At 75.4% G+C, this 14,155-nt stretch carries 15 protein-coding genes and 3 tRNA genes; 8 read left to right on the top strand and 10 right to left on the bottom strand.

Annotated features, from left to right (window positions below; translation table 11 throughout):
• The 6 genes from ABZW03_RS24530 to crcB (ABZW03_RS24505) all read right to left on the bottom strand — a co-directional run.
• The coding region (locus ABZW03_RS24530; protein WP_355262107.1) for a TIGR02452 family protein at positions 1-846 on the bottom strand (846 nt) is incomplete at its 3' end.
• A gap of 178 nt (positions 847-1,024) precedes the next feature.
• The gene (locus tag ABZW03_RS24525) at positions 1,025-3,280 is read right to left on the bottom strand and encodes a DEAD/DEAH box helicase (protein ID WP_355262104.1); all 2,256 of its coding nucleotides are present in this window, start codon (positions 3,278-3,280) and stop codon (positions 1,025-1,027) included.
• Between the two features lie 198 nt (positions 3,281-3,478).
• On the bottom strand, positions 3,479-4,210 hold the full coding sequence (locus tag ABZW03_RS24520) for a hypothetical protein (RefSeq protein ID WP_355262101.1): 732 nt from the start codon (positions 4,208-4,210) through the stop codon (positions 3,479-3,481).
• Positions 4,211-4,346: 136 nt separating this feature from the next.
• Entirely contained in the window at positions 4,347-4,721 is a 375-nt protein-coding gene (crcB, locus tag ABZW03_RS24515; RefSeq protein WP_355262098.1) for a fluoride efflux transporter CrcB, read from the bottom strand.
• Positions 4,718-5,122 carry a DUF190 domain-containing protein gene (locus ABZW03_RS24510; RefSeq protein ID WP_355262096.1) on the bottom strand — a complete coding sequence of 135 codons (405 nt, stop codon included), beginning with the start codon at positions 5,120-5,122 and terminating at the stop codon, positions 4,718-4,720. Before ABZW03_RS24510 ends, crcB (ABZW03_RS24515) begins: the two co-directional genes overlap by 4 nt.
• Positions 5,119-5,649 carry a fluoride efflux transporter CrcB gene (gene crcB, locus ABZW03_RS24505; RefSeq protein ID WP_355262094.1) on the bottom strand — a complete coding sequence of 177 codons (531 nt, stop codon included), beginning with the start codon at positions 5,647-5,649 and terminating at the stop codon, positions 5,119-5,121. The genes ABZW03_RS24510 and crcB (ABZW03_RS24505) overlap by 4 nt, the downstream gene beginning before the upstream one ends.
• A 70-nt stretch (positions 5,650-5,719) precedes the next feature.
• Here crcB (ABZW03_RS24505) and ABZW03_RS24500 point away from each other — a divergent pair, with 70 nt between their 5' ends.
• From ABZW03_RS24500 to ABZW03_RS24475, 6 genes are all read left to right on the top strand, one after another.
• Positions 5,720-6,061, top strand: a complete 342-nt coding sequence (locus tag ABZW03_RS24500; RefSeq protein WP_316523923.1) for a metallopeptidase family protein — start codon at positions 5,720-5,722, stop codon at positions 6,059-6,061.
• A 102-nt stretch (positions 6,062-6,163) separates the two neighbouring features.
• Positions 6,164-6,236, top strand: a tRNA-Glu gene (locus ABZW03_RS24495).
• 54 nt (positions 6,237-6,290) lie between these two features.
• Positions 6,291-6,364, top strand: a tRNA-Asp gene (locus ABZW03_RS24490).
• 26 nt (positions 6,365-6,390) lie between these two features.
• Positions 6,391-6,464: transfer RNA gene (locus tag ABZW03_RS24485), tRNA-Phe, on the top strand.
• 126 nt (positions 6,465-6,590) lie between these two features.
• Positions 6,591-7,136, top strand: a complete 546-nt coding sequence (locus ABZW03_RS24480; protein WP_355262090.1) for a Uma2 family endonuclease — start codon at positions 6,591-6,593, stop codon at positions 7,134-7,136.
• Between the two features lie 195 nt (positions 7,137-7,331).
• Positions 7,332-7,817: a DUF3995 domain-containing protein gene (locus ABZW03_RS24475; RefSeq protein ID WP_355262087.1), complete on the top strand. Its 486-nt coding sequence runs from the start codon at positions 7,332-7,334 to the stop codon at positions 7,815-7,817.
• Positions 7,818-7,850: 33 nt separating this feature from the next.
• Here ABZW03_RS24475 and ABZW03_RS24470 read toward each other — a convergent pair whose 3' ends face one another.
• Both ABZW03_RS24470 and ABZW03_RS24465 read right to left on the bottom strand, forming a co-directional pair.
• The gene (locus ABZW03_RS24470; RefSeq protein ID WP_355262084.1) at positions 7,851-8,921 is read right to left on the bottom strand and encodes an alpha/beta fold hydrolase; all 1,071 of its coding nucleotides are present in this window, start codon (positions 8,919-8,921) and stop codon (positions 7,851-7,853) included.
• A 39-nt stretch (positions 8,922-8,960) separates the two neighbouring features.
• Positions 8,961-9,881 carry a zinc-binding dehydrogenase gene (locus ABZW03_RS24465; RefSeq protein WP_355262081.1) on the bottom strand — a complete coding sequence of 307 codons (921 nt, stop codon included), beginning with the start codon at positions 9,879-9,881 and terminating at the stop codon, positions 8,961-8,963.
• 360 nt (positions 9,882-10,241) lie between these two features.
• On the opposite strand from ABZW03_RS24465, the gene ABZW03_RS24460 reads away from it, so the two are divergent.
• A complete protein-coding gene (locus ABZW03_RS24460) occupies positions 10,242-11,198 on the top strand; it encodes a LysR family transcriptional regulator (RefSeq protein WP_355262079.1) in 957 nt (318 codons plus the stop codon).
• Positions 11,199-11,234: 36 nt separating this feature from the next.
• Here ABZW03_RS24460 and ABZW03_RS24455 read toward each other — a convergent pair whose 3' ends face one another.
• Both ABZW03_RS24455 and ABZW03_RS24450 read right to left on the bottom strand, forming a co-directional pair.
• Positions 11,235-12,143: a hypothetical protein gene (locus ABZW03_RS24455; protein ID WP_355262076.1), complete on the bottom strand. Its 909-nt coding sequence runs from the start codon at positions 12,141-12,143 to the stop codon at positions 11,235-11,237.
• On the bottom strand, positions 12,140-12,658 hold the full coding sequence (locus ABZW03_RS24450) for a SigE family RNA polymerase sigma factor (RefSeq protein ID WP_355262073.1): 519 nt from the start codon (positions 12,656-12,658) through the stop codon (positions 12,140-12,142). The genes ABZW03_RS24455 and ABZW03_RS24450 overlap by 4 nt, the downstream gene beginning before the upstream one ends.
• Before the next feature lie 201 nt (positions 12,659-12,859).
• Between ABZW03_RS24450 and hrpA the strand changes: the two genes are divergently transcribed.
• Positions 12,860-14,155: ATP-dependent RNA helicase HrpA (gene hrpA / locus ABZW03_RS24445; RefSeq protein ID WP_355262110.1), on the top strand; the 1,296-nt coding region annotated here is incomplete at its 3' end.

The following is a 14,155-nucleotide window of genomic DNA, read 5'->3' as shown; positions in this document are numbered from 1 at the left end:
CACGCCGATCATGAAGATCGGCATCATGCTCATCACCGGGCCGGTCTGCTCCACGCCGATCAGGTCGGCCAGCCAGCCCCACTGGAAGACCGCGAAGACCACCCGCTCGAAGGCCGCCCCGTACCGGGCCAGCGCTCCGTCGAAGGCCTCGGCGACCTGCGCCGGGTCGTTGCCGAACACCCCGCAGCCCCAGGCGCCGAGCACCAGCGTGCGCAGCTCGTGCCGGGCGGCCGCCGCGAGCACCCGCACGGCCCGCTCGGCGAGCACGCCCCGGACGTCCGTACCGGGCGAACGCCGTTCCAGCTGACCGGCGTTGGGCGCGGGCGAGGTCAGGAAGGTGACCGGGTACGGCTGCGCCAGCAGCGCGCCGCGCCCGTCCCGGATCACCGGCACCGCCGGCGAGACGATCACCCGGTGGCTGTACCGGAGGTCGGTGGACGCCCGGTGCGCCTCGTAGTAGTCCGGCGCCTCCAGCAGGCAGGAGTACAGCAGCGCGCTGCGGCACAGGTCCTCCTCCTGGGCCCGGGCGCCGCGCAGGTAGCCGCCGCCGGGGTTGCGCGCGGAGGCGAAGTTCAGCACCCCGACCGGCCCCGCGCCCGCCTCGACCAGCCGGCGGGCGGCCTCCATGCTCCCCTCGGCCGTCACCTCGACCGGCCCGTTCAGCGCCCCCGGCCCGCCCGCCGCCACCAGCGCGTCCAGCGCCGCCGGCGCGCACGACACCGTGCCGGCCCGCGCCGCCGCCAACTCCTCCCCCACCCGCACGAGTTCGCCCCCGGCCGTCCGGTAGCTCCCCCGCGCGGCGATCTCCTCGTTCACCCGTGCCACATCGTGCAGTCTGCTGCTCATGGCCGTGACGCTACGGGACCGCCCCGTCCGCGCGCCACAGGTTATTCTCAGTCCCAGAACAACGCCTGCGGGGGGGCGCGGCGGGGCGGCGGGGAAACGCGAAGAGCCCGCTCCGGGGGACGGAGCGGGCCCTTCGTGCGTTCAGCCGGGCCGGCGGTCGACTACCGCCGGTGCGGCGTCAGTTCTTCCAGCGCGGCTTGCGGTCGTCGCGGTCGAAGCCACCGGAACGGCGGTCGTCGCGGTCACGGCCGCCACCGAAGCCGCCACGGTCACGGTTGAAGCCACCGCGGTCGGACTGCGGACGGCCGCCGGAGCGGTGGTCGTCGCGGCGCGAGAACGGACGGCTGCTGCCGCCGCGCTCGTCACGGTCCCGGCCGAAGGACGGGCGGTCACCGAAGGAGCGGGCCGGACGGTCGCCGAAGGAGCGGCCGCCGCGGTCGTCACGGTCACGGTTGAAGCCACCGCGGTCGCCACCGAAACCACCCGAACGGCGGTCATCGCGGTCACGGCCACCACCGAAACCACCCGAACGGCGGTCGTCACGGTCACGGTCCCGGTTGAAGCCGCCGCGGTCGCCACCGAAGCCACCGGAGCGGCGGTCGTCGCGGTCACGGCCGCCACCGAAGCCGCCACGGTCACGGTTGAAGCCACCGCGGTCGCCACCGAAACCACCCGAACGGCGGTCATCGCGGTCACGGCCACCACCGAAACCACCCGAACGGCGGTCGTCACGGTCACGGTCCCGGTTGAAGCCGCCCGAGCGGCGGTCGTCCCGGTCCCGGTCACGGTCCCGGTCACGGTCGCGGTCACGGCCGAAGGCCGGACGCTCGGTGCGGGCCTCGCGGTACGACGGGGTGCGCTCCTCGGCCTGCGGCGCGGCGGCCTCGACGGCGGCCGGAGCGGCCTCGGTCGCGGCCGACTCGGCGGACTCGGCCTCGGCGGCCGGCGCCTCGTCCTCGATGCCCAGCTCGGCCCGCTCGCGCGCCGCGCGGGCGGCCAGGCGGTCGGCCTCCTCGCGCAGCTCGGCGGCGCGGCGCTGCGCGCGCTCCAGCTGGCGGGTCATGTCGGCGAGCTCGCGCTCGGCGGCACCGGCGATGTTGGCGGCGCTCTCCGCCTGGACCTCGGTCAGCGAACGGGCGCCGGTGATCTTGGCGACCTCGGCGTCGAAGGCGTGGTCCAGGATGTGGCGGCTGGCGTCGACGCCCGCGTCCTCCATCAGGCGGAAGACGCCGCGGCGCTGGTGCGGCAGCACCAGGGTGACGACGGCACCGGAGCGGCCGGCGCGCGCGGTGCGGCCGGAGCGGTGCAGGTAGTCCTTGTGGTCGCCGGCCGGGTCCACGTTCAGGACCAGGTCGATGCCGTCGACGTGGATGCCGCGGGCGGCGACGTCGGTGGCGACGACGACGTTGGTGTAGCCGTCCTTGAAGTCGCCGAGGACGCGGGTGCGGGCGCCCTGGGTCATGCCGCCGTGCAGCGCGTCGGCCTTCACGCCGGCCTCGATCAGCTGCTCGGCGACGCGGTCGGCGCCCATCTGGGTGCGGACGAAGATGATCGTGCGGCCCTTGCGGGCGGCGATCGCGTTGGTGATCGGCGCCTTGTCCTTGGGCTTCACCACGAGGATGTGGTGGGTCATGGTGGTGACGGCGCCGGCCGACGGGTCGACCTCGTGGGTGACCGGGTTCTTCAGGTAGCGCTTGACCAGGGTGTCGATCTCGTTCTCCAGGGTGGCGGAGAACAGCAGGCGCTGGCCGCCGCTCGGCACCTGGTCGAGGATCTCGGTGACCTCGGGCAGGAAGCCCATGTCGGCCATCTGGTCAGCCTCGTCGAGCACGACGGTCCGGACGTCGTCGAGCTTGGCGGAGCCGCGGTTCAGCAGGTCGCGCAGACGGCCGGGGGTGGCGACCAGGATGTCGACACCGCGCTCCAGCGCGTAGATCTGGTTCGACATCGAGGTGCCGCCGCAGACGACCTTGAGGCGCAGGCCGAGCACCGAGCCGAACGGCTCCAGGGCGTCGGCGACCTGCATGGCCAGCTCGCGGGTCGGGACCAGGATCAGGCCGCGCGGGTGCTTGGGCTTGGTGCGCTCGCCGTCGGCGAGGCGGGTCAGCAGCGGCAGGCCGAAGCTCAGGGTCTTGCCGGAGCCGGTGCGGCCACGGCCCAGCACGTCCTTGCCGGCCAGGGCGTCCGGGATGGTCGCGGCCTGGATCGGGAACGGGGTGGTGACGCCGCGCTTGGCGAGGGCGCGCACGACGTCGTCGTGCAGGCCCAGGTCGCCGAAGGTGATGGTGGGCTCGGCGGCCGCCTCCTCGGTGGCCTCCACGGCCTCGGCGATCACCTCGTCCGCGGCGGTGTCGAGGGTGTCGTTGGTGTCGGTGACATCGGCGGCGGCCTCGTTCGCGGGCATGGCGAAGCGGGCGTCGTCAACGAGAGACATGCAAAACCTTCCGGAAGTGGCACGCGCCAAAGTCCGGGGTTCTGTTTCACAACCGCCTCTATGCGGTCAGCCACGGATCGCCGGAACGCGCCAAGGGCGCCAGATGGGAGTAGGGCGCCAGTCAAATGGATCAAACGAACGATCTACCACCATAGACGACCCTGAGGATCGGAGGCAAACGCCCTGCTCAAGCCGCTATTACCCGCCCGCCCGAGGGCTCGGGGCCGAGGAACCGGAGCTGCCGGCCGACGGTTCCGGGGCCGGCGGGACGGTCGCGGCGGGCGAGCTGTGCTCCGGCGCGGGGGTGCTCGACGGGCGGCTGCTCGGGGTGGCCGAGGGCGTCCCGGCCGAACCGCCGCCGGAGCGGCCCTCCCCGGTGCCGCCCGTCCCGGCCGTCCCGCCGGAGCCCGCCGTGCCACCGGTCCCGCCGCCGCCCGGGCGCGGTGCCGGACTGGTGTTCACACCGCCCGCCGAACCGCCGCCCGGACCGCCGTCGGGCGCACCCGACCCGGGCACCGGGACCACCCCGGCCACCGTACCGGTCGCCCCGGGGGCCGCCCCGCCGGGCTGCGCGGCGGCGGGGCCGTTCGACCCGCCCTCGCCCTGGAGGCCCCCCGGCCGCTCCGGGCGCCCGGAGGCCCCGCCCGGGTGCCCCGCGCCCGGCGAGGCCGAGGGCCCGCCGGTCGCCCCCGGCTTGACCGCCGGACCGGCCTGCCCGACCGGCGCCACGCCGTGCTTCTCCTCCGCCGCCGGACCGACCGACATGCACCCGGTCAGCCCGAGCCCGGCCACCGTCAGCAGCGCCGCCGCCCGTACCGCGCGCGAACGCGGGCCCGCCGCCGCCCGCACCGGAGCCGTACGCGCCGCGGCCAGCCGCACCCGCACCGCCCGTACCGCCCGCACCGCCCGTGCCGCCCGTACCGAAGCCACTGAGGTCCCTCTCTACCGCCCCACCCGGGCCGCCCACTCGCGCGCGGCCGCTTTTCGGTGCCCAACGCGCGCCCGGCCCGGCGGGACACGGGCAGCGCGCAAGCTCGCCCGGCGGGGCCCGCGCTCCGGCGCCCGCTCAGCCCCAGAGCGCCGCGGCCAGCTCCGCACCCGCGTACACCGCGGCCAGCCCGGCCAGCACGCTGCCGGCCACGTTGGCCAGCGCGTACCGCTTGGCGCCGGTCTCGGCCAGCCGGAGGGTCTCGTACGAGAAGGTCGAGTAGGTGGTCAGCGCCCCGCAGAGCCCCGTCCCCAGCAGCAGCTGGACCTCCGAGGAGGCCGCGCCCGCCGCCACCGCGCCGGTCACCAGCCCGAGGACCAGGCAGCCGACCACGTTCACCGTGAACGTCCCCCACGGGAACACCGAGTCGTGCCGGGACTGCACCGCCCGGTCGGTCAGGTACCGCAGCGGCGCGCCGACCACCGCGCCCACCACCACCAGCAGCCAGTTCACTCGGCGGGCTCCCCGCCGTCCGACTCCCGGCCCCGGTCCCCGCCGCCCGGCTCCCGGCCGTCCGACCCGCGGCCGGCGTAGGTCACGACCTCGCAGCGGTCCAGCAGCACCAGCCCCTCCGCCACCATCCCGTCCAGCTGCGGCAGGAAGGCCCGCACCCGCTCCTCCTCGTCCACGATCACCACCGCCACCGGCAGGTCCTCGCTCAGCGACAGCAGCCGCGTGGTGTGCACCAGCGACGAGGCCCCGAACCCCTCGATCCCCCGGAACACGCTCGCCCCGGCCAGCCCGGCCGCCCGGGCCCGGTGCACGATCTCGCTGTACAGCGGGCGGTGGTGCCAGCGGTCGCCCTCCCCGATCAGCACGGTCAGCCGCAGCGCCGGCCCGCCCAGCCGGCTCACCGCGCGCCTCCGCCCCGGCCGTCCGCGCCCCGCCCGGCCCCGCGCCGTACGGCCCGGTGGACCAGACGCCGGGTCAGCCCGGCCGCCGCCCAGACCGCGAGCAGCGCGCCCGCCAGCGTCAGCCCGAGGTACGCCACGGCCGGCCCGGGCCGGCCGGCCTCCAGCAGCCGCCGGACGTCCACCGCGTACGTCGAGAAGGTGGTGAACCCGCCCAGCACCCCGGTGCCGAAGAACGGCCGCACCAGCGGGTGCGCCTGGCGCCCCTCGGTGAGCACCACCAGGAACACCCCGATCACCGCGCAGCCGACCACGTTGACCAGCAGCGTCGTCCACGGGAAGGCCGTCGCCCCGGTCCGCCACCCGAGCCCGGCCGCGTACCGCGCGGTCGCCCCGATCGCCCCGCCCGCCGCGACCACCGCCACCGCGGGCCCCTGCCCGCGCAGCACCGGCGGCCGGCTCCGGGCCGGCGCCGAGACCGGCGGCGGCGTCCGGACCGGGCCGCCCACCGCGTCCTCCGAGGTCGTCACGACCCCATCAAACACCGGCCTCCGCCACCTGGCACACCGTCACCCGACACCGGACAATGATCCGGTGGAGATGACCCGGGAAGAGTTCGAGACGCTGGTCAGCGACGCCCTCGACCAGATCCCCCCGCAGCTCGCGGCCATGATGGACAACGTCGCGATCTTCGTCGAGGACGAACCCGACCCGAGCGACCCCGAGCTCCTCGGCCTCTACGAGGGCACCCCGCTCACCGAGCGCGGCGAGTGGTACGCGGGCGTCCTGCCCGACCGCATCCTGATCTACCGCGGCCCCACCCTGCGCCACTGCGAGACCCGCGAACAGGTGGTCGAGGAGGTCCGCACCACGGTCATCCACGAGGTCGCCCACCACTTCGGTTTCGACGACCACGAGCTCGACGAGCTCGGCTGGTCCTGACCCCCGCCCGCCACCCGGCCGAAACCCGTTTTGGCGATCCGCCCCGCATCCCATATGCTTCTCGACGTCCCCGAACGCTGGGAACAGCGGGACAGGCCACAAGCCCTCATCGTCTAGTGGCCCAGGACGCCGCCCTTTCAAGGCGGTAGCACGGGTTCGAATCCCGTTGGGGGCACGCAGTACCGTAGTAAAGTGCAGTGCGCAAGACCTGAGTGGTTCGCCACTTCTAGGTCCCGTGGAGCAGTTGGTTAGCTCGCCACCCTGTCAAGGTGGAGGTCGCGGGTTCAAGTCCCGTCGGGATCGCTCGTCTCACCAGAGACGCGCAGTACGGCCAGGTAGCTCAGTTGGTACGAGCGTCCGCCTGAAAAGCGGAAGGTCGCCGGTTCGACCCCGGCCCTGGCCACAACCGGGAAGCCCCCGTAGCGAATTCGCTACGGGGGCTTCGTCGTTCCCCCGGCCCGCCGGGCGACTACGCTGGGTGTCCGGTACCGGCGGATTCGGTTCACTCGGTTCAGGAGGCTTCGCGCTCATGACCCCGGAACACTTCGAGCTCCTCGAGGAAGCCCGCAGGAGCCTGCCCGACGGCTTCAAGGTCGAGATCTCCGGCGACACCATCACCATGATGGTGAGCCCCTCCGGGATCCACCAGCGCAACCTGCTGGTGGTGCGTCGCCAGTTCGACGCGCACACTCCGGCCGGACTGCTGCCGAGCGAGAACACGGACCTGGTCTCGCCGAACGTCGGCAAGAGCCGCAACCCCGACCTGACGTACGTTCCGGACGAGGCGCTGGCCACCACCGACAACCAGGTGCCCGCCGAGCTGGCCGCGATCGCGGTCGAGCTGGTCTCGCCCTCCAACCCGGAGAACGACTGGGTCGGGAAGCTGCGCGACTACCCGCTGATGGCCATCCCGCTGTACCTCCTGGTCGACGCCCGGGAGAAGACCGTCACCCTCTTCAGCAGGCCGGACGCCACCCGGTACCACCGGCGCGAGGACGTCGCCTTCGGCGAGACCCTGCACGTCCCGGAGCCCTTCTCCTTCGACCTGGCCACCGACGGACTGCTGCCGTACTGACCCGTTCCGGCCCGGACTACGCGAAGACCTCGATCGCGCACCTGGCCGCGCCGCTGCGCCGGATGCGGGCGTCACAGGTGACCAGGGGGACGCCGAGGGTCACTCTCCCGGCTGCCCGGGTTCCCCCGGGAGGGGGAGGGGGTACCGCCCGCGGGACGATCCGGCGGGGCGGGGTGGCGCGGGAGCGTGGGTGGCATGGAGACGGGACGGGACACGGGCTGGAACCGGGTGGTGCTGGGTGCCGGGTACGCGGCGGCGGGGTGGGCCACGGCCTTCGCGCTGGTGCACGTGTACTGGCTGGCGGACGGGCGGCTGGGGCTGCCGGACGGGCGGTCGGTGTGGAGCAGCACGCCGCTGCTGGTGATCGACGTGATCGCGATCCCGCTGTGCGCGCTGGCCGCGGCCGTGGCGCTGGCGCCGCTGCGGCGGTGGGGTGCGCGGGTGCCGGCCCGGCTGCTGGGCTTCGCGCTGTGGGGCACCACCGCACTGCTGGTGCTGCACGCCGCGCCGTCCGTGCCGGACTGGATCGCGCTGGCCGCCGGGAGCCGGTCGGGGGCCGAGCTGGACTCGATGGCCCGGTTCGCGACCTTCGGCTACGAGCCGTTCTTCCTGGCCGGCGGGCTGCTGTTCGCGGTCACCTCGCTCGGCCGCCGGATGGTCGGCCGGTCCGTCGCGCGGTGAACGGGTCAGCCGCGCGGTGAACGGATCAACGGATCAGCCGCGCGGTGAGCCGGCCAGGCGGGCGGTGAGCCAGTCGGCGGTGGCGGGGAGCCAGTCCGGCAGGGCGGTGCCGAGAAGGTGGTTGCCGTGCGGCACGAGCAGCAGGTCGGCGTCCAGGGCGTGCTCGGCCAGGGCGGTGGCGGGGGTGACGCCCGGGATGCGGTCCTCGCCGCCCTCGACCACCAGCAGCGGGACGGTGATCCCCGGCGCGAGGGCGGTCAGGTCGACCCGGTCGGCGAAGGCGCGGGCCGCCGCGTACCCGCCGCAGCGCTGGGCCAGGGTCGCGGTGACGAACGGGACCAGGCCGTCCCAGTCCAGCCGGTACGGGCCGCTGACCACGGCGGCGGCGCACAGCCGCGGCTCATGGGCGGCGGCCACGGCCGCGTAGTAGCCGCCCAGGCTGAGGCCGACCACGGCGGTCCGGGCGAGGTCCAGCCCGGTACGGCCGGCCAGCGCGTCGAGGGCCCGGCCGACCACCCGGTGGTACTCCGGCTCCGGAGCACTGGAGCCGGCCAGCACGCCCTGCCCGGGCCCGTCGACGGCGAGCACCGCGGCGCCCCGGGCGAGCAGGGCCTCGGCCACCGCGTGGAACTCCTCCTTGCCCGAGTCCATCCCCGGCACCACCACGACCACCGGGGCCGCGCCCTCGCCGTCCGCCGGGCGGCGCAGCCAGCCCGCGAAGCCCTCGCCCTCGACCCGCTCCGCACCCGGGTCGAGCAGCGCCAGCGCCCGCCGCATCGCCTCGTCGGCCTCGGTGGCGGCCTCCGCCGCGGCGGCCCGGTCGGGGTGCGGGAGCAGCCCCGCGACGTGGTACCAGCGGGCGGCGCTCCGGTACCCCTCGCCGGCGGTGACGGTGCGGCCCTCGGCGGCGGCCCGCTCCGCCGCCTCGGCGTACCGGCGGCCGGCGGCCCGGCAGGCGGCCGGCCAGTCGCGCAGGGAGGTCAGCGGGGCGGTCACCCGGGCGTACTCGTACGGGTCCAGGCCGGCGCCGTGGGCACGCGGGCGGTTCTCCTCGACGAAGGCGGGCAGCAGCCCGGGGGTGTCGAGGAAGGAGAGGTCGGTCATCGTGGGGGTTCCCTTCGGGGCGTTTCGGGGCGGGCGGCTTCAGGCGAGGGTCAGGACGGCCTTGCCGCGGATCCGGCGTTCGCGCAGGTCGGTGAGCACGGCGGCGGTCTCCGCCCAGGGCGCGGTCCGGCCGAGCTCCGGGGTCAGCCGGCCCTCGTGGGTGAGGCGCACCAGGGTGGCCAGGTCGGCGCCGTCGGAGACGTCCGAGTCCGCGTAGTGGAAGTGCCGGACGACCGCCGACTCCGGGCCCTTGAAGAAGTCGAAGAAGTCGAGCGTGACGGGCGTCCGGGAGGCCTGGCCGAACCAGACCAGGGTGCCGCGCCGGGCCAGCCGGGCCAGCGCCACCGGCAGCGCGGCACCGCCGGTGGACTCCAGCACCAGGTCGTACGGCCCGCGCGCCGCACCCACCTCGTGGACCACCTCGGCCGCCCCCAGCTCGACCAGCCGCCGCCCGCGCTCCGGGGAGGCGGTGACGGCGGTCAGCTCGGCCCCGGCCGCGGCGGCCAGCTCGGTGACGTAGTGCCCGACGCCCCCGGAGGCCCCGGTCAGCAGCACCCGCCGGCCGGCCAGCGGCCCCGCCGTCCGGAGCAGCCGCAGCGCGGTGAGGCCGGCCAGCGGCAGCGCGGCGGCCCGGACGGCGTCCAGGCCGTCGGGCAGCTCGGCGAGGGAGGAGGTCGGGACGCACACGTACTCGGCCCAGCCCCCGGCCGGCGGATGCCCCACCACCCGGCGGCAGACGGCCGGCCCCGACCCGTCGGCGGCGGCCTGCACCACCAGCCCCGCCACGTCCTTCCCCGGCCGCCATCCGGCCCGGGGCGCCTCCAGCTGGAAGGTCTCCCCCCGGTTCACCGAGAACGCCTCCACCTTCACCAGCGCCTCCCCCGGCCCCGGCCGCGGCTGCTCCACCTCCGCGAACCGCACCGGCTCCGCCGCCCGCCCCGTCGCCACCAGCGCCTTCATCCCCACTCCTCCGTCGATCACCCCCTCACCCCACCCCGCACCGCCCCACCCGGTCCAACAACCGGCGGACGGCGACGACAACCACCGGTTGTGCAGTGAGTAGGCCGCGGCCGGGGCCGGAGGCCGCAGCGAGGCGAGCAGCCCGAGACCCGGGGCCGAGAGGCGGGCCGGGGGCCGGGTGGGAGCCCGGGGGCCGGAGCCCGGGGGCCGGGGGCCGGGGCGGGCCGGGGGCCGGGAGGAGCCCGGGGGCCGGGGGCCGGGAGGAGCCCGAGACCCGGGGCCGAGAGGCGGGCCGGGGCAAGCAGCAGGCCGGGGAACCCGAGGCCCCGGGGCCGGGCGGGCAGGCTCTAGGGTGCCCGGGTGGATCTGGATCTGGCGCAGGTGCGGGCGTTCGTGGTGGCGGCCGAGGAGTTGCACTTCGGGCGGGCGGCCGGCCGGTTGGGGATCAGCCAGCAGGGCCTGTCGAAGCGGGTGGCGCGGCTGGAGGCGGTGCTCGGGGCGCGGCTGCTGGAGCGGGACGCGCGCGGGGTGGGGCTGACCGGGGCCGGGCGGCGGTTCCTGGAGCCGGCCCGGCGGGTGCTGGCGCAGGGGGAGCGGGCGGTGGCCGCCGTGGGGTGCGCCGCGCGGCCGCTGCGGATCGACGTGTGGGGGCACCTGTACGCCCCGATGCGTACGCTCGCGCAGGCGGTGGACGCCGCGCCGGGGCTGCAGGTGGAGCCCTCGCCCGGTCGGGACCTGCCGACGGTGGCGGCGGCCGTGCTGCGCGGGGAGTCGGACGCCGGCTTCGGCCGGGTGCACCGACTCCCGTCCGACAGCGGTGAACTGACGCACCGGCTGGTCCGCCTGGAGCCGGTGGACGCGCTGCTGAGCGCCGACCACCCGCTGGCCGGCCGGGACGCCCTGCGCCCGGACGACCTGCGGGGCAGTGTGCTGCGCTACCCGGCGGCGGTGGACCGGCTGGACTTCCTCACCCGCTTCGCCGCCCGGTTCCGGATCGACCGCCGGGTCGGCTCGACCAACCTCGGCCTGGAGCACTTCGTGGACCAGGTCCGCGCCGACCCGTCCTGCTTCTCCCTCGTCCCCGCCGACGGCCCGCTCCCCGTCCGCCCGGGCGTCCGCACCGTCCCGCTGGTGGACCCGACCCCGCTCTACGCCTGGTCGCTCCTCTGGCGCACCGGCCCGGACACCGATCCGCACCCCCGGCTCGACGACCTGCTGCGGGCCTTCACCACCGAGGCGGCCCGCAACCGCTGGCTGGAGTACGACCCGGCCCGCGACTGGCTCCCGGACGCCGACCAGGCCGCGCTCCACCCCTGACGGCCACCCCGACGGCCACCACCGACGACCACCGGCTCAGGACGTCCGGAGCCAGTGGTCGACCGTGCGCACCACCGAGCCGTCCGCCGCGTAGTAGGTGACGGTCGCGGCATCGCTGCCCGGCTTCGCGACGAGGCCGAAGTAGCGGAACGGGGAGTCCCCGACCGCGACCGGCACCGCCTCGGTGGTGCCGCCGGTCCTCCAGGCGACCACGACCCTGACGACCTGGGCGTTGGTCCCCTCGATCACCACCGGCGGGACGCCCGCGTCGTGCTGGAGGCCGAGCGACGCGCCGCCGACGGCGCCCGGGTAGCCGCCCGGCGCGGAGACCGCGTGCAGGGAGTCGTCGACCTGCCGCTTCCCGTCCACGGTGAAGTAGTAGTTCACCCAGTCGGTGCGCGGGTCCCAGTTGCGCTCGACGTCCACCGGGACGACCGGCTTCACGGCCGGGTTGGCGGCGTACCGCTCCGCCCTGATCAGCTGCTCCTGCCGGACGGCCCCCTCCTTCGTGGGGGCGACCGGCCACAGCGCGGCCCAGGCCTGCCAGCTGCGGCCGTTCGCCGTGCCCTCGGCGACCTTGACCCGGGTGGGGTCGAACGGGTCCCGGGCGGCGGCGGGCGCGCTCGTGCCGCCCGGAGCCGCGGGCGCCGCCACGGAGGCCGAGGCCGAGATCGACACCGAGGCCGAGGCCACCGCCACGGTCGAGACCGCGTGCCGCCCGAACTCGCCGAGCACCGCCGTGCCGCCGGCGACGCCCGCGACCAGCGCGGCCGCCACCCCCGCGGTCAGCAGCCGCCGGCGCCGCAGCCGCCGCCGGCCCCCGGCGACCAGCCGGTCGTACGGGACCGCCCCGGTGTCGACGCTCCCGGCCAGCTCGCCCAGGGCCCGTACGGTCGCCGGCTCGTCGCCGCCCGCCGTGCCCCCGGGCCGGAACTCGTGGCTCATCCTGTCCCTCCGATGCTCGTCAGTCCGATGAGTGAGGAGGCCCCGCGGAGCTTGGCCAGGCCTCTGGCCGCCTGGCTCTTCACCGTCCCGACCGAGCAGCCCATCGCCGCCGCGGTCTGGGTCTCGCTGAGGTCCTCCCAGTACCGCAGCACCACGGCCTGGCGCTGGCGCGGCGGCAGGGCGCCGAGCGCGGCGAGCAGCACGGCCCGGTCGTCCGGGTCGGCGCCGTCCGGCGCGGGCCGGTCCGGGAACGCGGTGACCGGGTACTCGACCAGCCGCCGCCGGAACCGTCTGGCGTGCTCGTTGATCACGATCCGCCGCACGTAGGCGTACGGGTCGTCCGCCGCCCGCACCCGGTTCCAGGCCGCGTACGCCCGTTCCAGCGCCTGCTGTACCAGGTCCTCGGCGCCGTGCCGGTCCCCCGCGAGCAGGTACGCCGTCCTGAACAGCCGTGACCACGCGCCGCCGACGAACGTCCGGAACTCCTCGTCCCGGACGGCCTTGTGGGCTCCCATGAGCACCTCCTCAACCCTCCGGAGCCCGGGACGGCCGCGGACCGTTGCCCGCCGTTCGCGATTCGCCGCCGACGGCTGTGACACTGGAGGGGCTCGAAAACCGAGGTGCGCTCCGCCGTGCCTCCTTGCGAACCTAGAGGGATGCCCGCAGTGAGTTCTCCCGCAGTCCAGTCCGCCACCGTAGCCGCCGAGGGGCCCGGGATCGGGGAGCTGGCCGCCCGCCTGCCCGAGCTGACCCTGCGCGACCAGGTGCGGATCGGGCGCCGGCTGGAGGGGGCCCGTCGGGTCCGCAAGCCCGAGGCCCGGCAGAAGATCGCCGCCGAGATCGCCGGCGACATCGACCGCGCCGAGCTGGTGGTCGAGCGGCGCCGCGGCGCCGTCCCGACGATCAGGTATCCCGCCGAGCTGCCGGTCAGCCAGAAGAAGGACGAGATCCTGGCGGCGATCCGGGACCACCAGGTGGTGATCGTCGCGGGCGAGACCGGCTCCGGCAAGACCACCCAGATCCCGAAGATCTGCCTGGAGCTCGGCCGCGGCGTGCGCGGCCTGGTCGGCCACACCCAGCCGCGCCGGATCGCCGCCCGCACGGTGGCCGAGCGGGTCGCGGAGGAGTTGGACAGCCCGCTCGGCGAGGCGGTCGGCTGGAAGGTCCGGTTCACCGACCAGGTCGGCCAGGACACCCTGGTCAAGCTGATGACGGACGGCATCCTGCTCGCCGAGATCCAGACCGACCGCGACCTGCACCAGTACGACACCCTGATCATCGACGAGGCGCACGAGCGCAGCCTCAACATCGACTTCATCCTCGGCTACGTCAAGCAGCTGCTCCCCCGCCGCCCGGACCTCAAGGTCGTGATCACCTCCGCGACCATCGACCCGGAGCGCTTCGCCCGGCACTTCGGCGACGCCCCGATCATCGAGGTCTCCGGCCGCACGTACCCGGTGGAGGTCCGGTACCGGCCGCTCGCCGAGGACACCGCCGACGGGGACGAGGACGACCCGGCCGACCGCGACCGGGACCAGGTCCAGGCGATCTGCGACGCCGCCGAGGAGCTCCAGGCCGAGGGCCCGGGCGACATCCTGGTCTTCCTCTCCGGCGAGCGCGAGATCCGCGACACCGCCGACGCCCTCGGCAGGCTGAAGCTGAAGAACACCGAGATCCTGCCGCTGTACGCCCGGCTCAGCTCGGCCGAGCAGCACAAGGTCTTCCAGCGCTCGCGCAGCCGCCGGATCGTGCTGGCCACCAACGTGGCCGAGACCTCGCTGACCGTCCCCGGCATCAAGTACGTGATCGACCCGGGCACCGCCCGGATCTCCCGCTACAGCCACCGCACCAAGGTCCAGCGGCTGCCGATCGAGGCGATCAGCCAGGCCAGCGCCAACCAGCGCAAGGGCCGCTGCGGCCGCACCTCGGACGGCATCTGCATCCGGCTCTACTCGGAGGAGGACTTCCTCTCCCGCCCCGAGTTCACCGACGCCGAGATCCTGCGCACCAAC

The sequence above is a fragment of the Kitasatospora sp. NPDC004799 genome, assembly GCF_040609095.1.
GTDB lineage: Bacteria > Actinomycetota > Actinomycetes > Streptomycetales > Streptomycetaceae > Kitasatospora.
This window is presented reverse-complemented; position numbering and strand designations above follow the sequence as displayed.

Bases quoted from the DNA above. Each gene is read 5' to 3' on its own strand.
- ABZW03_RS24525 (WP_355262104.1), bottom strand. From the start codon at position 3,280: ATGTCTCTCGTTGACGACGCCCGCTTCGCCATGCCCGCGAACGAGGCC.
- ABZW03_RS24500 (WP_316523923.1), top strand. From the start codon at position 5,720: ATGACCCGGGAAGAGTTCGAGACGCTGGTCAGCGACGCCCTCGACCAG.
- ABZW03_RS24480 (WP_355262090.1), top strand. From the start codon at position 6,591: ATGACCCCGGAACACTTCGAGCTCCTCGAGGAAGCCCGCAGGAGCCTG.
- ABZW03_RS24475 (WP_355262087.1), top strand. From the start codon at position 7,332: ATGGAGACGGGACGGGACACGGGCTGGAACCGGGTGGTGCTGGGTGCC.
- ABZW03_RS24470 (WP_355262084.1), bottom strand. From the start codon at position 8,921: ATGACCGACCTCTCCTTCCTCGACACCCCCGGGCTGCTGCCCGCCTTC.
- ABZW03_RS24465 (WP_355262081.1), bottom strand. From the start codon at position 9,881: ATGAAGGCGCTGGTGGCGACGGGGCGGGCGGCGGAGCCGGTGCGGTTC.
- ABZW03_RS24455 (WP_355262076.1), bottom strand. From the start codon at position 12,143: ATGAGCCACGAGTTCCGGCCCGGGGGCACGGCGGGCGGCGACGAGCCG.
- ABZW03_RS24450 (WP_355262073.1), bottom strand. From the start codon at position 12,658: ATGGGAGCCCACAAGGCCGTCCGGGACGAGGAGTTCCGGACGTTCGTC.